Below are 26,255 nucleotides of genomic sequence, written 5' to 3'. Positions count from 1 at the left end.
TGGCCGTTCCGCTCGGCCGCGTCACTTCAATTGCAAGCGCTCGACAATACGCCCCTGCTTGAGGTGGACCTCGAATATTTCGTCGATATCGGCTTCGTCCACATAGGTATACCAGACGCCTTCGGGGTACACGACCAGCAGCGGACCCTCGTCGCAGCGGTCGAGACAGCCGGCGCTGTTGATACGGCACTTGCCCTCGCCATTGAGATGAGTGTGCTTGACCTTTTTCTTCAGGTAGTCGCGCATCTGCTGCCCGCCGGATGCGCCGCAGCACTTGGCGCCGTCGTCGCGCTGGTTGGTGCAGAAAAACGTGATACTTGTAATACGGGTCAGTCATCCGAGAAGTCCGAATATTTGCGCGCGTTGCCGTGCGCCTTGTCGATGGGGTATTTGGCTGCGTTGATCGCCAGCTTGTCGGCTGCGGCGTCGAGCAGGTCGATGTCCAGCAGGTCGGCCAGCCGGGTCAGGTAGATCAGTACGTCGGCGATTTCCTGACGTACCGCTTCGTGCTGTTCCGGACTCAACTGTCCGCTCTGTTCTGCCGTTAGCCACTGGAAAGGCTCGAGCAGTTCCGCCGCCTCCACGGAAAGCGCCATGGCCAGATTCTTGGGNGTATGGTAACGCTCCCATGCGCGTGCCAGCGCGAAATCGCGAATATGCTGGCGCAGAGTGTCTAGGCTGTCGATTTCACGCGTGCTCATGATTGGCATAATAGCGCGGCAGACGACAGACTTACGACATCGCTGTCGAGTGGCCGACGCTCCAGTCATGGCGGGTGACGTGTAAATCGCGGCGTGGTGGGGATTTCGAGGAAATTCCGATTTGGCCTGCGGCTTGCTAGCAGTCTTTGCGTTGACACCAGTTTTCTAGTTCGCTCTGGCATAATGCCAGCGGATTAACGGCATATAAGGGAGGATGGATATGTTTACGATCAAGAAGCATCTTGCACGTGCTGGCGTCATGCTGGCCGTCGCTGCCATGGCAGGCTGCTCCAGCACGCCGACCTATCCGCCCGCCCCTGCGCAGACGGGAAGCTACAACTGGAATTACCTGATCGGCCCGGGCGATTCGGTCCAGGTCTTCGTCTGGCGCAACCCCGAAGTCTCCGGAACCTTCCCGGTCCGCCCTGACGGCAAGATGACCATGAATCTGGTCGAGGATATCCAGGCCTCCGGCAAGACCNCCACCCAGCTGGCGCGCGATATCGAGAAAGCGCTCGGCAAATACATCCAGGAACCCATCGTCACCGTCATCGTCTCGGGCGGCATCGGTCCGTTCGATCAGCAGATCCGTGTCGTGGGCGAGGCGGCCAAACCGCAGGCGCTGAACTACCGCGAGCATATGAGCCTGATCGATCTGATGATCTCGGTGGGCGGACTGACCGATTTCGCGGCGGGCAACAAGGCCTACATCCTGCGTACTGTGGACGGCAAGCAGGAACGTCTCGGCGTGCGACTTGACGACCTGCTGCGCGGCGGCGATACGTCGGCCAACGTCGACATGCGGCCGGGTGACGTGCTGGTCGTGCCGGAAAGCCTGTTCTAAAACGTGTCTGCGCCGCCGTTGGGCGGCGCTTCTTGATGGCGGAACGTCCACATGGATCAATTGTTGCAGCAACTTTTTGGCTATGCCAAAGCCGCCTGGTATCGTCGCTGGTGGGGCGTGGCGATAGCCTGGCTGGTATGCGTCGTCGGCTGGACCTGGGTGATGATGATCCCGGACCGCTACCAGGCGTCAGCGCGCGTCTATGTGGATACGCAAACCCTGTTGAAGCCGCTGCTGTCAGGGCTGGCGGCGGAGCCTAATGTCGAGCAGCAGATCAAGCTGATGACGCGCCAGCTGGTGAGCCGGCCGACGCTGGAAAAAGTTGCGCGCATGACCGATCTGGACGTCAAGGCGAAAACGTCCGAACAGACCGAACGGATGTTGAACGACCTGGCGAGCAAGATTTCCATCGCCGATGCGGGGCGCGAGAATCTCTATACCATCAGCTACCAGGATGCCAACGGCGAACTGGCCAAGAAGGTCGTGCAGTCGTTGCTGACCATTTTCGTGGAATCCAGTCTCGGCAAGACGCGCCAGGATATTTCCAGTTCGCAGCGCTTCATCGAAGAGCAGCTGCAGCAGTATCAGCAGAAGCTGACCGATGCCGAAAACGCGCTCAAGGAATTCAAGCAGAAGCATATCGGCATGATGCCGGGGCAAGGCGGCGACTATTACGCGAAGCTGGCCGAGGTGAGCACCCAGTTGCGGCAGGCCCAGCTGGACCAGCAGGAAGCGATCAACCGCCGCGACCAGCTGAAACGCCAGTTGTCGGACGAGGAACCTGAGTTGACCGCAGCGGCAGCGGCGGGCGCGACCAACAGCGAAATCGATGACCGCATCCAGGCTTTGCAAAAGCAGATGGATCAAATGCGCCTGCAATACACCGACCTGCATCCCGATGTCCAGGCGACCAAGCGCCTGATCGAAAAACTGGAGGCGGAGAAGAAAGCCGATCTGGCGAAGCACAAGGCCGACCCGTCGGGCTCCAAGATTCAGAATCCGGTCTATCAGCAGCTCACGCTTTCCATCGCCGAAGCGGATGCCAATGTGTCTTCCCTACGTGCACGCGTGGCGGAATATCAACGCCGTTATGCCGAGTTGCGCAACGCGTCCAACATGATCCCGCAGGTAGAACAGGAATATACCCAGCTGATGCGCGATTACGACGTGTATCGGCAGAACTACGATGCCCTGCTCAAACGCCGCGAATCGGTCACCATGTCCGGCGAAGTCGAGAGCAAGACCGACACCGTCGATTTCCGCGTGATCGATCCGCCCTTCGTGCCGAGTCAGCCGGCGTGGCCGAACCGCCCGCTGCTGCTTTCGCTGGTGACGCTGGGCGGACTCGGTGCCGGCATTGCCGTAGCCTTCCTGTTGAGCCAGCTGCGCCGTACCGTGACCGATCGCCGTGTCCTGCGCGAACTGACCGGTTTGCCGCTGCTGGGCGCCGTGTCCAGGGTGGAGACCGACGAAACCCGTCGCCGCAAACGCAAAGGCCTGCTGACGTATCTGGCAGCACTGGGTAGCCTGATTGCCGCCTATGGCGCGGTGATGGTCCTGCAACTGCTCGTGTCGCGCGCCGGCTAGGAGAAACCATGAGCATTATTGAANAAGCAGCAGGCAAGATTGGCACGGGCGCGCCGCATCCCGCCNCCCAGAGCGATCCCGGCCACGACGCCAGCCTGATCGAAAATGCGCTCAACAAGCAACGCAGCAGCCATGCGGCGCCCTTCGTTGCCACGCCGGTCGAGCCGATATTCAATGCGCCGGATACCCTTGCGATGGAAGGCGGAAGCCAGGTGCAGTCGATCAACCTGGCGCGCCTGCATCGCATGGGCGTGGTCGCACCGGACGCGGAAAAGAGCCAGATCGCCGAAGAGTTTCGTATCATCAAGCGGCCGCTCATCGCCAATGCGTTTGGCCAGGGCACTGCGCGCGTCAAGAACGGCAACCTCATCATGGTCACCAGTTCACTGCCGGGCGAGGGCAAGAGCTTCTGCGCCATCAACCTGGCGATCTCGATGGCGATGGAGATGGATCGCACCGTACTGCTGATCGACGCCGACGCCGCCAAGCCGCGCGTACCCGAGTACCTCGGCATCCATGCGGACAAGGGTCTGCTCGATGTGCTGCAGGACAAGGATCTCAAATTGTCCGACGTGCTGATCAAGACCGACATCGCCAAGCTGACCGTGCTGCCGGCCGGCCGCACCTACAAGCGCGCGACCGAGCTGCTGGCGAGCGCAGCCATGACGCGTCTCATCGAGGACATCGGCAACCGGTACCCCGACCGTATCATCCTGTTCGATTCGCCGCCGTTGCTGGCGACCAGCGAGTCGAGCGTACTCGCCACACACATGGGCCAGATCGTCATGGTGGTGGAAGCCGAGAAAACCTCGCAGGAGGCGATACGCGAAGCCTTGAGCCATATCCAATCGTGCGAGGTCGTCGGCATGTTGCTGAACAAGACCACGCCGACCCCGGGCGCAGACTACTACTATGGCTACTATGGCAGTTACGGCAAGTAAGCGCCGCCCCGGCGCTCCTGTCGGGCGGAACAAAGCGATTCGCCGTACCGGTGCGTGTGGCGTCCTCATGGCGCTGGCCTTCGCGCCGGCCGCTCACGCCATCGACTGGCGCTTCGAGCCATATGTGAATGCATCGTCCACTTACACCGACAACGTCAAGCAGAGCTCAAGCAATACGCAGGATGCCTTGATCCTCACCGCGACGCCCGGCTTCACGCTGCGCTCGGAAGGATCGCGCCGGGTGCAGGCCAGTCTGCAATACGGCCTGACGGGCGTGAAGCGTTTCGGTGGCGACCAGAGCGACAACTTCTATCACAACCTCAACGCGGTCGGAAAAGCCGAACTGGTCAAGGATTTCCTGTTCATCGACGGCAGTGCCAATATCTCGCAGCAGTTGATTTCGCTGCTGGGGTCGCCTGCCGACGCCACCACCAACAACAGCAACCGGACCACCGTTGGCACCTACTCGATCAGCCCCTACATCCAGCAGCGGCTGGGGACCTTCGCTTTCGCGCAGGTACGTTACACGGCCAGCGGAGCGATTTTCCAGAACAACGTCGCGCCCAATGCCAATTCGAATTCGCTTGCGGCCAGCCTGAAAAGCGGCACTCGTTTCACCGATCTCAGCTGGNGGCTCAATTACTCGATTCGCAAGGTGCAGAACCGCAATGCCCTTAACACGGCTAATAATACCGACGTCACATTTGAAAGTGCCAGTGCAACCGCCGGCTATGCCTTGACGCGCCAGTTCCGGGTGTTCGGCACGGTCGGTCATGATTCGAACGATTACCTGAGCAGCAGTGGCACGAGCGGTTCCTTCTACAGTGCTGGCTTCGGCTGGTCACCCACGCGCCGCACGAGCGTCGAGGCGTCGGCCGGTGAGCGCTATTTCGGTCGCACGTTCAGCCTGGCCGCCAACCACCGCACGCGGCTCACGCAATGGCGAGTGCGCTATTCTGAAGATGTGAGTGATATTTCACAACAGCTTCTGGAACAGAGCGGGCAGTTGTACTTTGTGTGCGCGGCAGCTCCGCACTTCNCTCCAGCCTCCGACATTGCACAATCGCCTCCGCTGGGTTGTGAAGGCCCATATCCTGCTGGGCTGATTGCGGAAGTGTTCCAAAGACTTTATGGCTATTCAGCAGCAGATCTGGTGGAACTAGGATTTCCTACTTCAATTGCCAATGGTGTTTTCATTATCAAAAGTTTTACAACGGGAGTGTCATGGGATATCGGCAAACTGGGATTCGGCCTCTCAGCGCAAGATACGAAGCGGCTGTATCAGTTATTTGGCAACGCCCAAGACCATATTCAAGGTGTAACAGGGTCTGTCAGTTATCGCTTGTCAGAGACAGTAACGGCCAACAGCATTCTGTCGCTCACCCGTACGAGTCTGGATAGTTCATTAACGAATGGCGTCGCGCGACAGGATGATCTTATGAGTCTTAGTCTTGGACTCAACCGCCGTTTCACTGACAGACTCAATGGCGCGTTGACTTTCCGCCACACCCAACGGAGTTCGAACGTGGCGAACGCCGACTACGACGAAAACAGCCTCACGGCGTCGGTCAACATGCGCTTCTGACCGATCCGCCGGCATGGCACAGCGGTTGCTTTATCCAGTGCGCCGTGCCTCCACTCAGACAACGGATTGTCCATGTACGAAGACTATTACCGCTTTAGCGCCAAACCGTTCCAGCTCAATCCCGATCCGCGATTTTTCTTCGGCTCCAAGGGCCACAAGCGGGCGATGGCCTACCTGGATTACGGCCTGTCGCTGGGCGAGGGATTCATCGTCATCACCGGCGAGGTCGGTGCCGGCAAGACCACGCTGGTACGTAACCTGTTCCGTCAGCTCGAGTCCCACAATCTGGTGGCGGCGCAGCTGGTGTCGACCCAGCTGGATGCGGAGGACACCTTGCGTAGCGTGGCCGCGTCGTTCGGCCTGGAGCACGAAGGCCTGACCAAATCCGCACTGCTGAAGAATCTGGAGGATTTTCTCGCCGCGGCCGCGCGTCAGGGCAAGCGCGCGCTGCTGGTGGTGGACGAGGCGCAGAACCTGACGCCGCGCGCTGTGGAAGAGCTGCGCATGCTGTCCAATTTCCAGACCAGCGAACGTTCGCTGATCCAGACCTTCCTGCTGGGGCAGCCCGAATTCCGCGGCATTCTGCAAAGCCCGGACATGCAGCAGCTGCGCCAGCGCGTGGTGGCCTCCTACCATCTGGGGCCGCTCGATGCCGACGAGACGCGCGGCTACATCGAGCACCGCCTGCGTACGGTCGGCTGGCATGGCACGCCGGGATTCGATGATGAGGCCTTCGCCGAATTGCACCGTTTTACCGGCGGCATTCCGCGACGCCTCAATACCACTTGCGATCGCCTGTTGCTGTTCGGCTTTCTCGAAGAGAAAAATCATTTTGGCGAAGCCGAGGTGGCCGAGGTGATCGCCGATCTGAAGAACGAGGTCGCACACCAGGACTTCAATGGCACAACGGGTGTCAATAACCATGCACAGGCAGTCGGGCTACTGAATAACGAAGATAGCGCCCGTCTGGCGCAACGCATCGATCAGGTGGAACGTTCGGTCAACCGCATCCTGCCCATCGTGCGCAAAATCCTGTACACGGTGAGCGAACGCCACGCGGCGGCAGACGGCGATGCCTCGCCGGACAGCCCCGATACCACGCACTGACGACCCAGCCATGACCCAGGTTTTATGCGTCGCAGGTGCGCGTCCCAATTTCATGAAAATCGCTCCGGTGATGGCCGCCCTGGCCGAGACCGGCATTGCCGCGCAGTTGCTGCATACCGGCCAGCACTACGACGCGGCGATGAGCGACAGTNTTTTCGCCGACCTGGGCATTCCGCGGCCCGACCATCATCTGGAAGTGGGTTCGGGCAGCCATGCGGTGCAAACGGCTGAAGTGATGAAGCGCTTCGAACCCGTGCTCGAGCNNGTGCGGCCGCAGGCCGTGCTCGTGGTGGGCGACGTCAATTCCACCATCGCGTGTGCGCTGGTGGCCGCCAAGCGCGGCGTGCGCGTGATCCATGTCGAGGCCGGCCTGCGCAGCTACGACCGCAGCATGCCGGAAGAAATCAACCGCGTATTGACCGACCAGATTTCCGATCTGTTGTTCACCACCGAGCGCAGCGCACTGGCCAACCTGCAGCGCGAGGGGATCGATCCCGCGCGCGTCGAGTTCGTCGGCAACGTGATGATCGACACCCTGCATCGCAACCTCGAACAGGCTGTGCCGAGCGCCCGGACCCTGGGCGCCACGCTGCCGCAGTATGCGGTGCTGACGTTGCACCGGCCGTCCAATGTGGACGATGCGCCGACGCTCGCCGCGCTGCTGGATGTGGTCGGCGAAATCAACCGTACTTTGCCGGTGGTGATGCCGCTGCATCCGCGCACGCGCGGCAACATCGAGAAATTCGGCTTTACCGCCAAGCTCGACGGCCTGCACATCCTGCCGCCCGTGGGCTACCTGGAAATGCTCGGCTTGATGCGCGACGCTAAGTTGGTGCTGACCGATTCCGGCGGCATCCAGGAGGAAACCACGGCGCTGGGCGTGCCGTGTCTCACGTTGCGCGAGAACACTGAGCGACCGATCACGCTCGACGAAGGAACCAACACGCTGGTCGGCCCGCATCCCGAGGCCATCCGTCGCGCGTTCGCCGAGGTGATGGCGGGCGGCGGCAAGGCCGGCCGCATCCCCGAATACTGGGATGGCCGCGCGGCGATGCGCATTGCGTACAAGCTGAAGGACTGGCTGCCCATGCCGAAAGGGGTTCATGCCATGGCGGGCACGAGGATCGTGTAATGGCCGAACGCATCAAAAACGCGATGTCGATCGATGTCGAGGATTATTTCCAAGTGTCGGCATTCGCCCCGCATATCCGGCGCGAAGACTGGGACACGCTGCCATGTCGGGTCGAGCGTAATGTCGACCTGATCCTCGGCCTGCTCGATGAGACGAATGCCAAGGCGACGTTCTTCACGCTCGGCTGGATCGCCGAGCGCTACCCGCAGGTGGTGCGCCGTATCGTCGACAACGGCCACGAACTCGCCAGTCACGGCTACGGCCACCAGCGCGCGAGCGACCTGACCCCTGAGCAATTTCGCGCCGACATCACCCGGGCCAAGCATATTCTCGAAGACCTCGGTAGCGTCGCCATCCGCGGCTACCGTGCGCCGAGTTTCTCCATCAACCGGAAGAACTGGTGGGCGGTCGAGGAACTTGAAAACGCAGGATACGTATACAGCTCGAGCATCTATCCGGTACGCCACGACCATTACGGCATGCCCGACGCGCCGCGTTTCCCGCATCGCCCCAATGGCGAAGCCGGCATCCTCGAACTGCCGCCCACCACGGTGCCGCTGATGGGGCGCAACTGGCCTGCAGCGGGTGGTGGCTGGTTCCGCCTGTTGCCGTATTCGATGTCGCGCTGGATGCTGAATCGCGTCAACACGGAGGATTGCGCGCCCTGCATGTTCTATTTCCACCCGTGGGAGATCGACGCCGGACAGCCGCGTCAGTCCGGCCTGTCGGCCAGGACGCGCTTCCGCCATTACGTCAATCTGCAACGCATGCCGGGTAGGCTGCGCCAGTTGCTCACCGATTTCGAATGGGACCGCGTCGACCGCGTGTTCCTGTCAAAACATTGAACATGCAATCCGAACCCCTTCTGGTTGAAACGATGGCGACCGATGTCACGGTGCGCGCGCTGGAAGCACGCGATCTCGCGCAGTGGGATGCCTATGTGAATGCGCATCCGGATGCGACGTTCTTTCATTGTGCCGGCTGGAAACGCGTGATCGAAGCCGCTTTCGGACACCGCACGCATTTCATGCTCGCCGAACGCGGCGGCGAGATCGTGGGCGTCCTGCCGTTGGCCGAAATCCGCAGCCGCCTGTTTGGCCATAGCCTGGGCTCGCTGCCGTTCTGCGCCTATGGCGGCATCCTCGCCGACCATGACGCCGCCTGGCGCGCGCTCGACGAGGCGGCACAGGCCCTGGCCGTGCGCCTCAAGGTCGGCGCGCTCGAATACCGCAACCAGGTGGCCCAGCATGCCCATTGGCCGACCAAGGATCTGTACGTCACCTTCAAGAAAGCCATCGAACCCGACGTCGAGGCCAATATGAATGCCATCCCGCGCAAGCAGCGCGCGATGGTGCGCAAAGGCATCAAGGCCGGTCTGGTGGGCGAAATCGACAGCGACACCACGCGATTCTTCCAGGCGTATTCGGCGAGCGTGCACCGCCTGGGCACACCGGTGTTTTCGCGCAAATTCTTCCGCTTGTTGAAGGAGGCGTTCGGCGACGATTGCGAGGTGCTCACCATCACGCTGGAAGGACAGGTCATCGCTAGCGTGATGTCGTTCTATTTCCGCGACGAGGTATTGCCGTATTACGGCGGGNGCGTGGACGCCGCGCGCGCGGTGGCCGGCAACGATTTCATGTACTGGGAATTGATGCGCCGTGCCTGCGAGCGCGGCCTCAAGGTGTTCGACTTCGGCCGCAGCAAGCGCGGCACCGGTTCGTTCGACTTCAAGAAGAACTGGGGCTTCGAGCCGACGCCGCTGTATTACGAATATTTCCTGGTAACCGACACCGACGTTCCCGAGATCAATCCGCTCAATCCAAAATATCGCCTCTTCATCCAGGCCTGGAAGAAAATGCCGCTGGCGCTCGCCAATGTCATCGGGCCGCACATCGTCAAGAACCTGGGGTGAGCGTGAAAGAGGGGCTGCTGTTTCTTGCACATCGCATCCCGTTCCCGCCCAACAAAGGCGACAAGATCCGCTCGTTCCATCTGTTGCGGCATCTGGGCGCGCGTTACGCTGTCCACCTCGGCGCCTTCGTCGACGACCCCGACGACTGGCAGTATGCCGACGCATTGAAGCCCTATTGCGCCTCGGTCAAGCTGTTGCCGCTGAAGCCACGCCGCGCCAAATTGGCGAGCCTGACCGGACTGTTGACTGGCCAGGCGCTGACGCTGCCTTACTATCGCAGCCGCGAACTCGGGCACTGGGCTGCCGATCTGGCGGACTCCGGAAAGGTGACGCGCGGACTCGCATTTTCCTCGGCGATGGCGCAGTTCATGCCGGCGAAGCTGTCCCGCCGCGTGCTCGACATGGTCGACGTCGACTCCGACAAGTGGAGCCAATACGCCCCGACGCAGCGCTGGCCCATGTCCTGGCTCTACGCGCGCGAGGGCCGCAGGCTGGCGGCATGGGAGGCGCAGGTGGCGCAGGATTTCGATGCCACACTGCTGGTGTCGTGCGACGAGGCGGCACTGCTCCAGCGCCGGGTTCCGCAAGCGCGCCACAAGATCGGTGCGTTCGAGAACGGTGTCGATGCCGATTACTTCTCGCCGGCGCGCGACTATCCGAATCCCTATCCGTCCGACGTGCTGGGTGTCGTCTTTACCGGTGCGATGGATTACTGGCCGAACGTCGACGCCGTGAGCTGGTTTGCCGAACGGGTGTTTCCCGCCATCCGCGAGACGGTCCCGGCCGCTCAGTTCACCATCGTCGGCAGCCGGCCGACGGAAGCCGTCCTGGCGCTGGCGCGCCAGCCAGGCGTCGTCGTCACCGGCAGCGTACCCGATGTACGGCCCTATCTGGCGCACGCGACGTGCGCCGTGGCGCCCTTGCGGATTGCGCGCGGTATCCAGAACAAGGTGCTGGAGGCGATGGCGATGGCACGTCCGGTGGTGGTCACCGCGCAGGCGGCGGAAGGCATCCGTGCCGAGGCAGGACGCGACTTCCTGCTGGCACAGGACGAAGCCGGCCTGGCGGGTGCCGTCATTGCGCAATTGCAGGCGCGAACCACCAGCGCCCCAGCGCGCGCCTGCATCCTGTCCCATTACGACTGGACGCGCAATCTGTCGATGATCGATGCCCTGTTCGATGCGGTGCCCGCCGCATCCTCTGCCCTGGAGACGTGCCCCGCATGAGTGCCCTGCCTGAGACCCTTCCCGTGACCACGCCGCGAGGCTGGTGGCTGTCCGCTGGTGTGACGATAGGCGTCCTGCTGCTCCTGACCGCCATCTTCTGGCCGACGTTCCTCTCGATGGAGGAAGTGTGGGCGCGCTCGGAGACCTTTGCCCACGGCTATCTGATCGTTCCCATCAGCATCTGGCTCATCTGGCGCAAGCGCGACGAACTGGCGCGAATCCGGCCGCGCGCCGACCTGCGCGGCCTGTATCTGCTGGCGGCCGCCGGCGTCGGCTGGCTGCTGGCCGACGCCGGCAGCGTCAATGTCGTCGCGCAACTCGCATTCATTGCCATGCTGATCGCCGCGGTATGGACCCTGCTTGGCGCTGCATTCGTGCGGGCGGCATTTTTCCCGCTGATGTTCCTTTTCTTCGCGGTCCCAATGGGCGAGTTCCTGATCCAGCCCTTGATGGGCGTGACCGCCGATTTCACCGTCTCGATGCTGCAGGCCACCGGCATCCCGGTGTATCGTGAGGGCACGTTCTTCAGCATCCCCAGTGGCGACTGGTCGGTGGTGGAAGGCTGTTCCGGCCTGCGTTACCTGATCGCCTCGGTGACGCTCGGCGTGCTGTACGCCTACCTCACCTATCGCTCGTGGAAACGCCGGCTGCTGTTCTCCGTCGCGGCAATGATCGTTCCGGTCTTCGCCAACAGCGGGCGGGCCTTCATGATTGTGATGATCGCCCATCTGTCCGACATGAAGCTGGCGCTCGGCGTCGACCATTACATCTACGGTTGGGTGTTCTTCGGCATCGTCATGATGCTGCTGTTCTGGATCGGCAGTTTCTGGCGCGAGGACGACCAGGTGGAGCCTGTTTCGCCGCCGCCCGTCGTGCCGGCGGAGGCAAGCGGAACGGCCATGGCGTCGCGATCGATCCTGCCGGCGGCCCTCCTGGCGCTGGGCGTGGCGGTCCTGTGGCCGATGTATGCACATTGGCTCGAGTCGCGTCCGTTGCCAGACATGCCGGCATTGCAGGTCGAGGCGGCCGGCGGGTGGCAACCCGGCGAGGTCTTCACGACCTGGGTGCCGCACTGGATCGGAGCCGACCGCCAGCTGCGCCAGTCCTATACGCAGGCGGGACATGACGTGATGCTGGAACTGAACTACTACGTAACCCAGCGGCAGGGCGCCGAGCTCATCAACTCGCAGAATTACATGATCAAGCAGAAGGACCCGGCCTGGTCGAACGTCGGCGAAACGATCGTCACCGTACGGATCGACGGGATCGCGCGGCAGGTGCGACAGGCCAAGATGCGCGGGAGCAACGGCCAGCGCCTGCTGGTGTGGCAGTGGAACCTGATCGATCAGCGCTCCGTCGTCAACGACTATCTCGCCAAGCTGATCCTTGCATTCGACCGGGTCAGGCTGGTACGCGACGACGGCTTGTCGGTGCTGATCGCCACGCCGTACCAGAATGCCGATTTCAAGACGGCGACCGCCACCCTGGCACGCTTTGCGGCGGACATGGAGCCTGCCATCGCCCGCGGGCTCGACCAGGTCGACGGGCAGTGACCGCACACATCGTGCATATCGTCCACCGTTTCGATACCGGCGGCATGGAGAACGGCATGGTCAACCTGTTCAATACCCTGCCGCCGCAACGCTACCGGCATACCGTGGTTGCGCTCACCGACTACAGCGATTTTCACCAACGCATCACGGCGCAGCCGGTCGAGTTCCATGCCTTGCACCGTGCGCCGGGACATGGCCTCGGCTGGACCGTGCGGCTGTGGCGACTGCTGCACCAGCTCAAACCGGATCTGGTGCACACCCGCAATCTGGCCGCGCTGGAAGCGCAATTCGTCGCCGCTGCCGCCGGCGTGCACGCCACCGTCCATGGCGAGCATGGGCGCGACGTGTTCGACCTGCATGGCCGCAACTGGAAATACAATCTGCTGCGCCGTGCCGCCAGGTCGTTCGTGTCGAATTACATTGCAGTCAGCCGCGATCTTGAAAGCTGGCTACGCCAGACCGTCAGGGTGCCGCCGCGCAAGCTGCACCAGATCTACAATGGCGTCGACAGCGTGAAATTCCATCCGCGCGCCGGTGCGCGACCGGCGGTGCTGCCACCTGGATTCGCCGACGCCGGCAGCACGGTCTTCGGGTCGGTCGGTCGGATGGTCGAGGTCAAGGACTATCCCATGCTCACGCGCGCCTTCATCAAGCTGCTCCAGCAGTCTCCCGAACGGGCCGCGCAGGCGCGGCTGGTCATCATTGGCGACGGGCCTGCACGTGCGGCCTGCATGGAACTGCTGGCGCAGGCAGGGATGGCGCATCTGGCCTGGCTGCCGGGCGAGCGCCATGACATTGCGGAATTGATGCAAGCATTCGACGTGTTCGTGTTGCCGTCGAAAAACGAAGGCATCTCAATACCATACTCGAGGCGCTGGCGAGCGGACTGCCGGTGATCGCCACCGCAGTGGGCGGCAACGTCGAGTTGGTGGAAGATGGGGTCACCGGACGGCTGGTGCCGGCCGGCGACGCAGAGAATATGGCACAGGCCTTGCTGGGTTATCTCGGCGATCCGGAGGCGCGCATCGCGCGGCAGGGCGGCAACGCCCGGCGGCAGGCCGAGCAGCGCTACAGCATTCCGGCGATGGCCGAGGCGTATGCCGCGGTATACGACCGGACGCTGGGGCTCCGGCGCTGAGCGGCCGTCGAACAACCCGATAAATCGACAGGGACAGACAACTAGCATGTGCGGCATTACCGGCATTTTCGATACCAGCGGCGTGAACGAGATTTCCCGCGAACTGCTGCATCGCATGAACGAAACCCAGTTCCATCGCGGCCCTGACGAAGGCGGCCTGCACCTTGAGCCTGGCGTGGGACTGGGGCATCGGCGCCTGTCCATCATCGACCTGTCCTCCGGCCAGCAGCCGCTGTTCAACGAGGACGGCTCGGTCGTCGTCGTATTCAACGGCGAAATCTACAACTTCCAGGAACTGGTGCCCGAACTGGAGGCGCTCGGCCACACCTTCCGTACCCATTCCGATACCGAAGTCATCGTCCACGCCTGGGAGGCCTGGGGCGAAGCCTGCGTCGCACGCTTTCGCGGCATGTTTGCGTTTGCGCTGTGGGACCGCAAGCAGGAAACGCTGTTCGTCGTGCGCGACCGCTTCGGCGTCAAGCCGCTGTATTACGCCTTCCTCGAAACCGGCGAATTCATTTTCGGCTCGGAACTGAAGCCGCTGATGGTGCACCCCAGTCTGGCGCGGGACATCGATCCGCTGGCGGTCGAGGAATACTTCGCCTACGGCTACGTGCCGGAGCCGCGCACCATTTTCAAGCGGGCGTACAAGCTGCCGCCCGGTTTCACGCTCACCCTCAAACGCGGCCAGACACGCGCGTTGCCGAAGCAGTACTGGGATATGCCCTTCACCCCGGTGGCGGTGAAGGACGAAGCGGACGCGATGGATGAGTTGGTGGCGCGCATGAAGGAATCGATCCGCCTGCGCATGATTGCCGATGTGCCGCTGGGCGCCTTCCTGTCGGGCGGCGTCGATTCCAGCGCGGTGGTGGCGATGATGGCGACCCAGTCCGCCACGCCGGTGAACACCTGCTCGATCGGCTTCGACGACNCCGCATTCAACGAAATCGAATTCGCCCAGCAGGTTGCCGATCGTTACCGCACGCACCACCACATCGAAATCGTCGCCTCCAACGATTTCAGCCTGGTCGACAAGCTTGCCCAGGTGTATGACGAACCGTATGCCGACTCGTCCGCGCTGCCGACCTACCGGGTGTGCGAACTCGCGCGCAAGCACGTGAAGGTTGCCCTGTCGGGCGACGGCGGTGACGAACACTTCGCGGGCTACCGGCGCTATCGCTGGTTCCGCTACGAGGAACGCATGCGTGCGGCGATGCCGCTGATGCTGCGCCGCCCACTGTTCGGCGCGCTGGGCCGCCTGTATCCCAAGGCCGACTGGGCGCCCAAGGTCTTCCGCGCCAAGACGACCTTCGAGGCGTTGGCGCGCGACACCGTCGAAGGCTATTTTCACGGCGTCTCGCTCCTGTCGGATACGCAACGAAAACAGCTGTTCTCGCCGTCCTTCAAGCGCGAGCTGCAAGGCTACCAGGCGGTGGACGTGCTGCGCCGCCATGCTGCGGTCGCGCCCACCGACGATCCCCTGTCGCTGGTACAGTATCTCGACATGAAGACCTATCTGGTCGGCGACATCCTCACCAAGGTCGACCGCGCCAGCATGGCGCATGCACTCGAGGTACGCGAACCGCTGCTCGATCACGAACTGATGGGCTGGGTGTCGGGCCTGCCGGTCGATCTGAAACTGCGCGGCACCGAAGGCAAATACCTGCTGAAGAAATCGATGGAGCCCTATCTCCCGCACGATGTGCTGTATCGCAAGAAGATGGGCTTCTCGGTGCCGCTGGCGGCCTGGTTCCGCGGCCCGCTGGCCATCACCATCCGCAGCGTGGTGCTCGGCGAACGGCTGGCGTCCACTGGTCTGTTCAACCAGGACTATCTGCGCGAAGTGGTCGAGGCGCACCAGTCCGGCCGGCGCGACTATTCGGTGATTCTGTGGACGGTGTTGATGTTCGATGCCTTCCTGGGGCAGGTGCTGGGCATGGATGGCCAGAGCGTATTCGAGGGCGAGCGGCAAGCGGCATGAAGATCCTCCACGTGTTCGACCATACCCTGCCGCTGCATTCCGGCTATACCTTCCGCAGCGCGGCAATTCTGCGCAACCAGCGAAAAATGGGCTGGGAGACCTATCACCTGTCCGGCCCCAAGCAGATCGATTGCACGGTGATGGAAGAGGATGCCGATGGCCTGCATTTCTATCGCACGCCGAAGCCGATGGGGCTGCTGGCACACCTGCCGGGGGCGACCCGTTCGCCGTGATGGGCGCCATCGAAAAGCGCTTGCTGGCGCTGGCAAAGGAATTGCAGCCCGACGTGATCCACGCGCATTCGCCGGTGCTGGATGCGGTGCCGGCGATCCGCGTCGGCCGCAAGCTGGGTATTCCAGTCGTCTATGAAATCCGTGCCTTCTGGGAAGACGCCGCAGTCGATCACGGCAGTACGAAAGAGGGCAGCCTGCGCTACCGGCTCACCCGGGCGCTGGAAACCTGGGCCGTCAAGCATGCCGACGCGGTGACGGTCATTTGCGAAGGCCTGCGCAGCGATCTTGCCGCGCGCGGCGTTCCGCCCGGCAAGATCACGGTGATTCCCAATGCGGTCGACATCGACAAGTTTGCCGTCGGCGGCAAACCGGATGCCGAACTGAAGATGAAACTGGGGCTCGGCACCAGCCGCGTGCTCGGCTTCATTGGCTCGTTCTATGCCTACGAAGGCCTGGACCTGCTGATCGCCGCCTTGCCGACGATACTCAAGCAGATGCCCGACGTCAAAGTGCTGCTGGTCGGCGGCGGGCCGCAGGATGCGGCGCTGAAGCAGCAGGTGATGGCGCTCGATCTGAAAGACCGCGTGATTTTCACCGGCCGTGTGCCGCACGGCGAGGTGAATCGTTATTACGATCTGATCGACGTGCTGGTGTATGCGCGTCACCCGATGCGCCTGACCGAACTGGTCACGCCGCTGAAGCCGCTGGAAGCGATGGCGCAGGGGCGGTTGATGGTGGCCTCCGACGTCGGCGGCCACAAGGAACTGATCCAGGACGGCAAGACCGGCGTGCTGTTCCGGGCTGGCCATGCCGGCGATCTTGCCAGCAAGGTGGTGGCGCTGCTGAAGTACGAGCAGGGTTGGGACGGCATGAAGCGCAACGGCCGCCAATTCGTGGAATCCGAACGCAACTGGCCCGCCAGCGTGGCGCGCTATCGCAGCGTATACGGCAACCTTGTCAAACCGGGGATGGAGGCGGCGCTTGGCTGACGGATGTACCGCCGATACCGGCCGCCTCGATCTGGTCGTGTTCAGTTCGCTGTTCCCCAGCGCAGTGCGTCCCGCTGCGGGCTTGTTCATTCGTGAACGCATGTTCCGGGTGGCGCAGCATCGACCGCTTGCCGTCGTCTCGCCGCAGGCGTGGTTTCCCGGGCAGTCGCTGATCCGCCGGCTGCGTCCTGGCTACCGCCCGCAGGCGCCGGTGCTGGAAATCCAGCAGGGCATCCGCGTCTATCATCCGCGCTTCCTGTCGTTGCCCGGCCTGTTGCGTCGACTCGACGGCGCATCGATGGCGCTGTGCAGCTTTNTTCTGATGCGGCGTCTGCGGCGCGAAGGCGCACGGCTCATCGATGCGCATTTCGGCTACCCGGACGGCGATGCCGCAACCCGGCTGGGGCGCTGGCTGGGCTTGCCGGTCACCCTGACCTTGCGCGGCACCGAAGTGCCGCATAGCCGCAATCCGGTCTTGCGCCGCCAGCTGGTACGCGCGCTCGGGGCGGCGGCGCGGGTGTTCACAGTATCCGGCTCGCTGCGCCAACTGGCGCTGGATCTTGGTGTCGACGCAAGCAAAACCGAAGTCGTCGGCAACGGCGTGGACACCCATGTTTTCCACCCTGTCGATCGCGTGGNNCGCGCGCGCTTCGATTTGCCGGACCGGGCGCAGGTGCTGATTTCGGTCGGTGGCCTGGTCGAGCGCAAGGGCATGCACCGCGTCATCGATTGCTTGCCGCCACTCATGGCGCGCCATCCGGATCTGCATTACCTCATCGTCGGCGGCGGGNGCGGCGAAGGCGATCTGCGCGCCGAGCTCGAGGCGCAGGTCGCCCGGCTGGGATTGCGCGGGCGCGTGCATTTCCTTGGCACGCTGCCGCCCGACGCGCTCAAATGGCCACTGTCGGCTGCCGATGTGTTCGTGCTGGCCACCCGCAACGAAGGCTGGGCGAACGTGTTTCTCGAGGCCATGGCCTGTGGCCTGCCTGTCGTGACCACCGATGTGGGCGGCAACGCGGAAGTGGTCTGCCGCGACGCGCTCGGCAGTATCGTGCCGTTCGGCGATGCCGCGGCGCTGCAGCAGGCCTTGGACGCCGCGCTCGACAAGAATTGGGATCGCGCCGCGATCATCGACTATGCACAGGCCAACCAGTGGGACAAGCGTGTGGCGCAGCTGTTGCGTGCGTTCGATGCCCTGCTGGCTGCGCCAGCCTCTTCCGTCCGGTCTGCGCCGGCGGCTGCCGGACAATGAGCGTCGCCAAGCCTGCGACAGGCCATGATGCCCGCAGCATGTCGACGCGCATTCGACATGCGCTGTGGCGCCACGCCAAGGTATGGCGCCAGCGCCTGCGTCCGCGCCCGGTGGCCCAGCATGTTTTCGTGGCGGGCATGCAGCGCTCCGGGACCAATCTCCTGATGGACGTGCTGGATGCCAGCGCGGCCACCCAGGTGTTTCACGAGACCGATCCGCGCGCGTTCGAGCGTTACGAGATGCGCAATCCGGCCGTGATCCGCCAGTTGGCGTTGGCAAGCCCGGCGCCGGTGTTCGTGATCAAGGCCTTGTGCGAACTCGACCAGCTTCCGCATTTGATGGCGACGTTCCGTCCCGCCAAGACCCTGTGGGTGGTGCGCGACTGGCGCGACAGCGTCAATTCGGCGATCCGTTCCTTCGGAAACTTCGTGCCGCAGTGGCAGCGACTGGCACACGGCGATACGAGCGACTGGCGTGGACGCGGCATGTCGCCGGCAACCCGTGAGCTGCTGATGGCCTTGTACCGCCCTGACGCCAGCGAGGCGGAAGGCGCCGCGATCATGTGGTTCTATCGCAATGCGCTGTTCTTCGAGCATCAGTTGGCGGCGGACCCCGTGTGCGTGTGGTGTTCTACGAAGCACTGGTTCAGAACCCGATGCGCGAGGTCGCGGCGGTATACGATTTCCTCGAATTGCCAGGATTCAACGCCGCCATCGCAGGGCGCATCCATGCGCGCTCGGTCAGGCATCGCAGTCCGCCGGACATTTCGCCGGCTGTCACGGCCTTGTGCGACGAACTGTTGGCGCGTTTCAAGGCATTGCCTTTGCGGAGCCGGACATGAGCGTGCCGGCCTGGTTCGCCCGCAATGTGTTTCGCTTGCAGGAAGCGGCGATGCATCGGCCCACGTTTCCCCTGCTGGAGGAGCTCGAGCGCACCCAGTGGCTGTCGCGCGACGACATGCTGGACTATCAGACCGGGCATCTCAATGTACTGTTGCAAACCGCGCTGGCGCATAGCCCTTGGCATGCCGCCCGGCTGCATGCCGCCGGGCTTGTCGAGACCGTTCGGGCGGGGGCGGTATTGCCGAGCGATTTGTCGCGCTTGCCGACGATGGACAAGCGCGATGCGCGCGAGAACGTCGAACAGCTGGTGTGGCGTGACGTGCCGGGCGGCGTGTTCNCCTATACGACGGGCGGCTCCAGTGGCGAGCCGCTGATTTTCCATTTCGGCCGGGCACGCCAGGCCGCGGATGCGGCCGGGCGATTGCGCGCGCGACGCTGGTGGGGTGTGGAGCCCGGCGATCGCGAGGTCTATCTGTGGGGCGCACCGGTGGAATTGAGCAAGACCGATCGCCTCAAGACCTTGCGTGACCGGCTGGTCAACCAGTTGCTGCTGAATGCGTTCGACATGTCGCCTGCGTGCATGGACGGGTACCTGGAAGCCATGCAAGCCTGGAACCCCAAAGCGATCTATGGCTATGCCAGCAGCCTGGCGTTGCTCGCGGCGCATGCCGAGGCGCGCGCCGCGCGGCTCCGGCTGCCCGCCCTGCGCGTGGTCAGCACCACGGGCGAGCCCTTGTTTCCGCATCAACGCGAACTGATCGAACGGGTGTTCGGGGTGCCGGTCTCGGTCGAATACGGCGCGCGCGATGCCGGCCTGATGGCCTTGCAGTCGCCGGATGGGGTGTTGCTGCAGATGTGCGAAACGCATCTGATCGAGGTGCTCGACGCGGCGGGCAATCCAGTGGAGGAAGGCGAGGCCGTGATCACCAGCCTGGTGTCGGCCGCCCAACCGTTCATCCGCTATCGTACCGGCGACATCGTGCGCCATTCCGGCCGGAACGACNCGGGCGGGCGCGGCCTCACGGTACTGGATACCGTGGTGGGGCGACAGACCGATTTCATCGTTGCCGCCGACGGCCGCATCATGCATGCCCTGGCGGTGATCTACGTACTGCGCGCGGTACCGGGCGTGGGGCAGTTCAAGCTGATCCAGCATGCGATCGACCGGCTCGAGGTGCAGGTCGTCCCGGACGCGCGCTGGAACGACGACGCGCGCAGCCGTGATCCGGGGCTGCAGGCGCGTCTGGGCACTGGGCTGGCCGTCGATATCCGCTTGCTGGACGCGATCGCGCCGGAAGCCTCCGGCAAGCATCGCTATGTGGTGAGTCACGTCCCTGTGCATGGCGCGCTGGCGCAGGTCGGCCGATGAGTGTCCTGACCATGAAGCCACAAATCTGGCCCAGCCCTGCTGCGTTCTGTTGCGGCACTTCGAGTACGCAGTATTTTCCAGATGACTTGATGACGGATCGGTCAGGCGCCATCATTCCGCCCGTCGCGCAGAAAGCCGAACCCGCATGAGAGACCTGTTCATCACCGGCCTGATTTTCGGCCTGTTGCCTTTCGTCTTCAAACGTCCCTGGCTGGGCATCCTGCTGTGGTCGTGGCTTGGCTACATGAACCCGCACCGGCTGGCGTGGGGCTTTGCCTACAACATGCCGTTCTCGATGATCGTCGGTAGCGTCACCATCCTCGCCTTCATGGCGTCGAAGGAAAAGAAGGAGATGCTGTGGACGCGCGAAGTCATCGTCCTGCTGATCCTTACCGGCTGGATGCTGTTTACCACCTTCTTTGCGTTCTACCCCGACCTGGCATGGTTCCAGTGGAACAAGGTCTGGAAGATCATGCTGATGGTCCTGCTCACGGTGCTGATCATCAACGAGCGCTACAAACTGCACTGGCTGGTCTGGGTGATTGCATTGTCGTTCGGCTTCTACGGCGTCAAGGGCGGGATCTTCACCATCATCAACGGCGGGGTATACCGCGTGCAGGGGCCGACCGGCACCTTTGTCGGCGGCAACAACGAAATGGCGCTCGCCCTGGTGATGACCATTCCGCTCATCCGCTACCTCCACCTGCAGGAAGCGCGCAAGTGGGTCAAGATCGGACTGGCCAGCGCCATGGTGTTGACCGGCGTCGCGGCCATCGGCAGCCAGTCGCGCGGCGGCATGCTGGCAATGGTGGCGATGGGGCTGTTCCTGTGGATGAAAAGCCGCAACAAGATCGTCACCGGCTTTTACATGCTGATCGCCGTGGCCATCATGGCCTCGATCATGCCGCAGGCTTGGTATGACCGCATGAACACGATCAAGTCCTATCAGCAGGACCAGTCGGCGCAGGGCCGGATCAATGCCTGGCACACTGCGTTCAATGTGGCGAAGGACCGCATCACCGGTGGCGGGTTCGATATGTTCAGGCCGCCTACATTCCGCCAATATGCCCCGGACCCTTGGAATGTCCACGATGTGCACAGCATCTATTTCGAGATGATGGGCGAACAGGGGTTCATCGGATTCGCCCTGTTCATGCTGCTGGGATTGCTGGCCTGGATTCGGGCCCAGCAGATCATCAAGCGATGCAAGCATGACCCCGAGCGAAAATGGGCCGCCGATCTGGCGGCCATGATCCAGGTGAGCCTCATCGGTTATGCGGTGGCCGGCGCATTCCTGGGCATGAGTCATTTCGACCTGCCCTATCATTTGATGATCATCCTGGTACTGGCCGCCAAGTTCTCCGGCGTGCTGGCAAAGGTGGTCCCTGTCGATGGCCGCGCCCGGAGCAGTGAACTGCCCCATCCATCGAGCCGGTTCAGCCCGGAAAGCACCGGGCCCAGGGGCTGACCGTGCCGGGGATTCGCTTGCGCCTGCCGCCCGGGCTGGGCTGGGCTTTCTGGCTGGCGTTGCTGCTGACGGGTCTGGTCGAGCTGGCCCTGCACAGTGAAGCCGTGATGTTTCGCTACCGTGCGGTGTTTGCCCAGGGGCGGGCCTACGACAAGCTGTTCGAGGTCGAGCGCCGCCCGCCGCAGATCCTCTTCATCGGCAACAGCCGGACGGACAACGGTATTGATCCGCGTGCAGTGGAGCGGGTCTGGCCGGGCCATGTCTTGCGCGGCTTCAACCTGGGCTTGCCGGGTGCCAATGCCATCGTGTATCACGGCGAAATCCGGCGGCTGGAGGAACGCGGTCTGCTGGGAAAAGCGGCGATTCAGACCGTGGTGCTTGGCCTGGATGAAAGCGCCCTTCAGGAAGACAATTCACTCGGTTACGTCAGCTTTCTTGCCGACCGGTGCGCCCTGTGGGATGCGGCCCGCTATCGCGACTGGCTGGGAAGCCATCTGCGGTTGTGGTCGTACAGTGGCAACCTTCGCCAGTTGCGCGAACCGGACAAGGCGCTGCGATTCGTCGAGGCCAGTGTGCGCTCGCTCGATCCGGTCGGGNGGNCAGCAGCGGCCTATTCGGGCTATCGAGCGGGTTTCGGCGCGGCCCAGAATGCGGGTCAGGTGGCGCAGCAGGAACGTGCGGCCTTGCATCCCNCGGTACCGGCCGTCGAACGTNTTTTATGGCAGGCGATCGATCTCCTGCAGTCGCGCGGCGTACGGGTGTTCGTCACCCTGCCGCCCTTGCGCGACCGCTTGTCCGCCTTTGTCGATCCCCGCCCCGAGGCCGCCTCCTATCGGGCACTGCTGGCACGCCTGCGGCAACGCGGCGTGATCGTGTTGCCCACGCCGACCGGTTTCGGCCCTGACGACTTCGTCAACGCAGGCCATTTGAACGACCGGGGCGCGCAGCGTTACAGCGCCGAACTGGGGCATCAGCTGGCCGCCTGGAAGGATCGATAGGCATGTTGTTCAGCTCCCCGACTTTCCTGCTGTTCTTTGCTGTGCTGCTGATGTTCTACGCCGGCGCACGCAATTATCGCGAGCGTGCTGTCGTCATCCTGGTCGGCAGCCTAATTTTCTATGCGTCCTGGAAACCGGTCTATCTCATCCTGCTGGCGGTGTCGGTCAGCCTCAATTACCTGATCTACTCGGGTCTGTCGGCTACCCGCAGCAAGCGGCTGCTGGTGACGGGCCTGGTGCTGAATCTGGGCTTCCTGGGCGTCGTCAAATATCTCGGGATGGCCTTGGACAGCCTGTGGACGCTGGGCACATGGTTCGACCTGCCTGTGGGCGGCGCACCGCCTGGCTGGGCGGACTGGGCGCTGCCGCTGGGCATCAGCTTCTATACCTTCCACATGCTGTCGGTGATGATCGACGTCTACCGTGGCGAATGGACGCACCGCATTTCCTTTCGCGCCTGGTGGCTGTATGTGACCTTCTTCCCGCATATGATCGCCGGCCCCATCCTGCGTGCCTCCGAACTGGTCGAACAGCTGGAATCCCTGCAGCCGCTGAAGGCGGAGTGCGTGAAACTGGGCGCACTGGTGTTCATGGTGGGTCTCGTCAAGAAAGTGTTGTTTGCCGATAACCTCTCGCTCCTGACCGACGACTTGTTCAGCCGCCCCGACATGCTGGACTTCTACCTGGCCTGGCTCGCCACGACTTCATTTGCGTTGCAAATCTATTTCGACTTTTCCGGCTACAGCGAAATGGCCATCGGCCTGGCGCTGATGTTCGGCGTGACCTTGCCGCGCAACTTCCTCCACCCCTATACCAGCCGCAGCGTCCGCGAATTCTGGCAGCGCTGGCACATCACCCTGTCGCGCTGGCTGCGCGACTACCTGTATTTCTCGCTCGGCGGCAACCGGCGTGGCAAGTCCCGCAATCTGGCCAATCTGATGATCACGATGCTGCTGGGCGGACTCTGGCACGGCGCCGCCTGGACCTTCGTGTTCTGGGGATTCCTGCATGGCGGTTATCTGGTGTTGCATCGCCTGCTGCTCGACCTCTATTCGCGGTTGGGCGTGCTGTCGCATTCCTTCGGCGCGCGACTGCTGTCCTGGCTGGGCTGGCCGGTGACGCTTGCACTGGTGTGGATCAGCTGGGTGTTCTTCCGGGCGCATTCGTTTCACGATGCGTGGATCATCACCGCGGCGATGCTGGGGCTGGGAGAGACAACCGAGGTCGCGTCGGTACGCAGCTATGTGCAGTGGCTGGTATGGGGCAGCCTGCTGCTCACCTTGCTGGAACCGTCCATCGAACGGTTCTTGAGACAAGGTCTGCAGCGCTGGGGGCAACTGCATTTCACGCTGCGCGGCACGGCCTACGCAGGCCTGGCGCTGACGCTCATCGTCTTCGGCGGCAGCAGCCAGAAGTTCATCTATTTCGACTTCTGAGGCTGCTGACTGGCGTTCACTTCAGTGTTCGTTCGCCTGCAGCCATTGTTCCAGCATCATGGTCACCCAGATCATCACGCCGTAGTAGCTGGCGTACGGTCCGCGCTGCATGGCCAGCATATGGTCCAGATAGGCCGGCTGGATCCAGCCGCGCTGCTTGAAGTCCGCGAGGCTGTCGCCGACGAGGTCGCCGAGCGGTGCATATTGGGTGCTCCACACGCCGAACGGCAGGCCGAAGCCGTGCTTGCTCTTGTTGATGATCTTCTCGGGCAGCAGATCGCGCAGGGCCTCCTTGAAGAACCAGCGCAGCATCTGGCCGCGCACCTTGTAGTCGACCGGCAGGTGGTTGGCAAAGGCGACCATGCGGTCGTCGAGCAGTGGATAGTGCACTTCGATACCGGCTGCTTCGGTCATCGTGCCCACCTTGCGCAGGTCGTTGTCGGCCAGGGTGAACTTCAGATCCAGATGCATCATGCGGTTGATGTAATGGTCGGAGGCGGTACGTTCATAGACTTCGGTGAGTGCGGCGTCTGCTGTCGAAGGGTCGACGGCATGGATGAAATCCGGCGTGAGGATCTGGTCGAGCGGGGTACGGTGCAGGAAGTTGTAGCTTTCCAGGCGCAGCGGCAGGCCCATGTTGGCTTGCCGCACGTAGCTTTTCAGTTTGGCAAGNGGAAAGCGGTTGGACAGCCCGGGCAGGTGTGCGATCGGCTCCACCACGCCGCGCCGGATCGCCGCAGGCAGGCGAAAATAGTTCTCGAACAGCTTCTGCTTGGCATAGCGCGCATTGCCGCCGAAGATCTCGTCGCCGCCGTCGCCTGCCAGCATGTGTTCAAACCCTGCCTCGCGTGCAGCCTTGGCGCAGAAATAGGTCGGTACCGCCGAGTCGTTGCCGAAAGGTTCGTCGTACTCGCGTGCGATGACGGGAATCGCCGTCACGATGTCGGCGGGCTTCAGGTAATACTCGTGGCTGCGGCTGCCGTAGCGCTCGACCGCGCAGCGCGCGTATTCCATTTCGTCGAACCCGTCGGCGTCGAAGCCGATGGAAAAGGTGTCGACCGGTGCGCCGCGTACGGCGGTGAGCGCGCCGACAACTGTCGAGCTGTCGGTGCCGCCGGACAGAAACGCCGCCGTGGAAGGGGCGTCGACATCGCGTACGGCCTCATCCAGTACGGTACGAAAATCGCTGCGATGGGCGTCGAATCCGGCCTCGACCGGGGTGTAATCGGCCTGCCAGTAGAACGCGGTGCTGAGCTGGCCGTTTTTCAAGGTGACCATTTGCCCCGGCAACAGTTTGTGTACGCCTTGATAGAGGCTGCGAGGTGCCGGAATGGTGTGGAAATACAGATAGTCGTAGATCGCCTGGGGNTCGATGACCCGCCCGACCGCGGGGTGGGCGCTGGCGTTCTGTGCACTGGTGCCGAACACCAGATGGCCGCCCCGATACGCATAGCAGAGGCGCTCTGCCCCCACGCGATCGAGAACCAGGCAGGCTTTNTTCTTGAGCGGTTCCAGCACGGCAAAGGCGAAATTGCCGTGCATCAGCGTGGGCAGCGTCTCGCCATGGCGTATCCAGCCGTGCGCCACGGCGGTGGCCGGATTGCGGTCGCGGGCGATGAAGGCCAGTTCCTCATCGAGGAAGACCGGGCGACCCGTCAAGGTGGCGGCGAGACCGTTTTCGACGTGGATGTCGGCCTTGCCGAAGCGCGAACACGCGGCCACTCCCAGCATCTGGCTACTGTGTTCGTGCAGCAGACCTTCCGGTGCCGGGTTGGCCGCTCCCCTCATATGTCGGATCAGGTCCTGATGCGCGCCGTGGTCGCCCAGCCAGCCAAAAATGCCATCCATGGTGTGTTGTGTCAGCGTGATACGGGATAATGTCTGCCAATATAAACGAGCATGCCGATTGGCACGAATCCTGTATGCCCGGTTGCGGGGTAATCGGACTTCGTTTGATAACG

The 26,255-nt window shown here is 62.9% G+C and carries 20 protein-coding genes and 3 pseudogenes; 19 read left to right on the top strand and 4 right to left on the bottom strand.

Annotated features, from left to right (window positions below; all coding sequences use genetic code 11):
• Window positions 1–21: 21 nt before the first annotated feature.
• Both HZY77_RS09645 and HZY77_RS09640 read right to left on the bottom strand, forming a co-directional pair.
• Window positions 22–337 (bottom strand): annotated as a pseudogene (locus HZY77_RS09645) ((2Fe-2S) ferredoxin domain-containing protein).
• Entirely contained in the window at window positions 330–710 is a 381-nt protein-coding gene (locus tag HZY77_RS09640; protein WP_296814118.1) for a nucleotide pyrophosphohydrolase, read from the bottom strand. Before HZY77_RS09640 ends, HZY77_RS09645 begins: the two are co-directional and overlap by 8 nt.
• 211 nt (window positions 711–921) lie before the next feature.
• Here HZY77_RS09640 and HZY77_RS09635 point away from each other — a divergent pair, with 211 nt between their 5' ends.
• The 14 genes and pseudogenes from HZY77_RS09635 (at window position 922) to HZY77_RS09570 (ending at window position 18,181) form a co-directional block, all read left to right on the top strand.
• Window positions 922–1,545, top strand: coding sequence for an XrtA/PEP-CTERM system exopolysaccharide export protein (locus HZY77_RS09635; protein ID WP_296814116.1), 624 nt, complete (start codon window positions 922–924; stop codon window positions 1,543–1,545).
• A 51-nt stretch (window positions 1,546–1,596) separates the two neighbouring features.
• Window positions 1,597–3,132 (top strand): XrtA system polysaccharide chain length determinant, encoded by a 1,536-nt coding sequence (locus tag HZY77_RS09630; RefSeq protein ID WP_296630947.1) that lies wholly within the window; start codon window positions 1,597–1,599, stop codon window positions 3,130–3,132.
• Between the two features lie 8 nt (window positions 3,133–3,140).
• Complete coding sequence (locus HZY77_RS09625; protein ID WP_296814114.1) at window positions 3,141–4,073, top strand: XrtA-associated tyrosine autokinase; 933 nt, start codon at window positions 3,141–3,143, stop codon at window positions 4,071–4,073.
• Between the two features lie 67 nt (window positions 4,074–4,140).
• Window positions 4,141–5,658, top strand: coding sequence for a TIGR03016 family PEP-CTERM system-associated outer membrane protein (locus tag HZY77_RS09620; RefSeq protein WP_296814112.1), 1,518 nt, complete (start codon window positions 4,141–4,143; stop codon window positions 5,656–5,658).
• A gap of 72 nt (window positions 5,659–5,730) precedes the next feature.
• Window positions 5,731–6,765 carry an XrtA/PEP-CTERM system-associated ATPase gene (locus HZY77_RS09615; protein WP_296814110.1) on the top strand — a complete coding sequence of 345 codons (1,035 nt, stop codon included), beginning with the start codon at window positions 5,731–5,733 and terminating at the stop codon, window positions 6,763–6,765.
• Window positions 6,766–6,775: 10 nt separating this feature from the next.
• Complete coding sequence (gene wecB / locus HZY77_RS09610) at window positions 6,776–7,897, top strand: UDP-N-acetylglucosamine 2-epimerase (non-hydrolyzing) (RefSeq protein ID WP_296814108.1); 1,122 nt, start codon at window positions 6,776–6,778, stop codon at window positions 7,895–7,897.
• A complete protein-coding gene (locus tag HZY77_RS09605) occupies window positions 7,897–8,742 on the top strand; it encodes an XrtA system polysaccharide deacetylase (RefSeq protein ID WP_296814106.1) in 846 nt (281 codons plus the stop codon). Before wecB ends, HZY77_RS09605 begins: the two co-directional genes overlap by 1 nt.
• Before the next feature lie 2 nt (window positions 8,743–8,744).
• Complete coding sequence (locus HZY77_RS09600; RefSeq protein ID WP_296814104.1) at window positions 8,745–9,809, top strand: FemAB family XrtA/PEP-CTERM system-associated protein; 1,065 nt, start codon at window positions 8,745–8,747, stop codon at window positions 9,807–9,809.
• Entirely contained in the window at window positions 9,806–11,035 is a 1,230-nt protein-coding gene (locus tag HZY77_RS09595; protein ID WP_296814102.1) for a TIGR03087 family PEP-CTERM/XrtA system glycosyltransferase, read from the top strand. The genes HZY77_RS09600 and HZY77_RS09595 overlap by 4 nt, the downstream gene beginning before the upstream one ends.
• Window positions 11,032–12,588, top strand: coding sequence for an exosortase A (gene xrtA / locus HZY77_RS09590; protein ID WP_296814100.1), 1,557 nt, complete (start codon window positions 11,032–11,034; stop codon window positions 12,586–12,588). The genes HZY77_RS09595 and xrtA overlap by 4 nt, the downstream gene beginning before the upstream one ends.
• A 44-nt stretch (window positions 12,589–12,632) precedes the next feature.
• A pseudogene (locus HZY77_RS09585) lies at window positions 12,633–13,726 on the top strand (TIGR03088 family PEP-CTERM/XrtA system glycosyltransferase).
• Window positions 13,727–13,772: 46 nt separating this feature from the next.
• Complete coding sequence (locus HZY77_RS09580; RefSeq protein WP_296814098.1) at window positions 13,773–15,707, top strand: XrtA/PEP-CTERM system amidotransferase; 1,935 nt, start codon at window positions 13,773–13,775, stop codon at window positions 15,705–15,707.
• Window positions 15,704–16,929 (top strand): annotated as a pseudogene (locus HZY77_RS09575) (TIGR04063 family PEP-CTERM/XrtA system glycosyltransferase). Before HZY77_RS09580 ends, HZY77_RS09575 begins: the two are co-directional and overlap by 4 nt.
• Entirely contained in the window at window positions 16,922–18,181 is a 1,260-nt protein-coding gene (locus HZY77_RS09570) for a glycosyltransferase (protein ID WP_296814097.1), read from the top strand. Before HZY77_RS09575 ends, HZY77_RS09570 begins: the two are co-directional and overlap by 8 nt.
• Window positions 18,182–18,413: 232 nt before the next feature.
• Here the strand turns inward: HZY77_RS09570 and HZY77_RS09565 are convergent, their stop codons facing one another.
• A complete protein-coding gene (locus HZY77_RS09565) occupies window positions 18,414–18,743 on the bottom strand; it encodes a hypothetical protein (protein ID WP_296814095.1) in 330 nt (109 codons plus the stop codon).
• 54 nt (window positions 18,744–18,797) lie between these two features.
• Between HZY77_RS09565 and HZY77_RS09560 the strand changes: the two genes are divergently transcribed.
• The 5 genes from HZY77_RS09560 (at window position 18,798) to HZY77_RS09540 (ending at window position 24,294) form a co-directional block, all read left to right on the top strand.
• Complete coding sequence (locus HZY77_RS09560) at window positions 18,798–19,022, top strand: hypothetical protein (protein ID WP_296814094.1); 225 nt, start codon at window positions 18,798–18,800, stop codon at window positions 19,020–19,022.
• Window positions 19,019–20,392 carry a phenylacetate--CoA ligase family protein gene (locus tag HZY77_RS09555; protein ID WP_296814092.1) on the top strand — a complete coding sequence of 458 codons (1,374 nt, stop codon included), beginning with the start codon at window positions 19,019–19,021 and terminating at the stop codon, window positions 20,390–20,392. The genes HZY77_RS09560 and HZY77_RS09555 overlap by 4 nt, the downstream gene beginning before the upstream one ends.
• A 145-nt stretch (window positions 20,393–20,537) precedes the next feature.
• Window positions 20,538–21,860 (top strand): putative O-glycosylation ligase, exosortase A system-associated, encoded by a 1,323-nt coding sequence (locus tag HZY77_RS09550; RefSeq protein WP_296814090.1) that lies wholly within the window; start codon window positions 20,538–20,540, stop codon window positions 21,858–21,860.
• A gap of 2 nt (window positions 21,861–21,862) precedes the next feature.
• Window positions 21,863–22,858: a hypothetical protein gene (locus HZY77_RS09545; protein WP_296814089.1), complete on the top strand. Its 996-nt coding sequence runs from the start codon at window positions 21,863–21,865 to the stop codon at window positions 22,856–22,858.
• 2 nt (window positions 22,859–22,860) lie between these two features.
• Window positions 22,861–24,294 carry an MBOAT family O-acyltransferase gene (locus HZY77_RS09540; RefSeq protein WP_296814087.1) on the top strand — a complete coding sequence of 478 codons (1,434 nt, stop codon included), beginning with the start codon at window positions 22,861–22,863 and terminating at the stop codon, window positions 24,292–24,294.
• A gap of 21 nt (window positions 24,295–24,315) precedes the next feature.
• Here HZY77_RS09540 and HZY77_RS09535 read toward each other — a convergent pair whose 3' ends face one another.
• Window positions 24,316–26,142, bottom strand: a complete 1,827-nt coding sequence (locus HZY77_RS09535; protein WP_296814084.1) for an asparagine synthetase B family protein — start codon at window positions 26,140–26,142, stop codon at window positions 24,316–24,318.
• Window positions 26,143–26,255: the final 113 nt, after the last annotated feature.

The sequence above is a fragment of the Thiobacillus sp. genome (assembly GCF_013693775.1).
Lineage (GTDB): Bacteria > Pseudomonadota > Gammaproteobacteria > Burkholderiales > Thiobacillaceae > Thiobacillus.
This window is presented reverse-complemented; position numbering and strand designations above follow the sequence as displayed.

Bases quoted from the DNA above. Each gene is read 5' to 3' on its own strand.
- HZY77_RS09630 (WP_296630947.1), top strand. From the start codon at position 1,597: ATGGATCAATTGTTGCAGCAACTTTTTGGCTATGCCAAAGCCGCCTGG.
- HZY77_RS09615 (WP_296814110.1), top strand. From the start codon at position 5,731: ATGTACGAAGACTATTACCGCTTTAGCGCCAAACCGTTCCAGCTCAAT.
- HZY77_RS09605 (WP_296814106.1), top strand. From the start codon at position 7,897: ATGGCCGAACGCATCAAAAACGCGATGTCGATCGATGTCGAGGATTAT.
- xrtA (WP_296814100.1), top strand. From the start codon at position 11,032: ATGAGTGCCCTGCCTGAGACCCTTCCCGTGACCACGCCGCGAGGCTGG.
- HZY77_RS09565 (WP_296814095.1), bottom strand. From the start codon at position 18,743: ATGATCGCGGCGCCTTCCGCCTCGCTGGCGTCAGGGCGGTACAAGGCC.
- HZY77_RS09550 (WP_296814090.1), top strand. From the start codon at position 20,538: ATGAGAGACCTGTTCATCACCGGCCTGATTTTCGGCCTGTTGCCTTTC.
- HZY77_RS09540 (WP_296814087.1), top strand. From the start codon at position 22,861: ATGTTGTTCAGCTCCCCGACTTTCCTGCTGTTCTTTGCTGTGCTGCTG.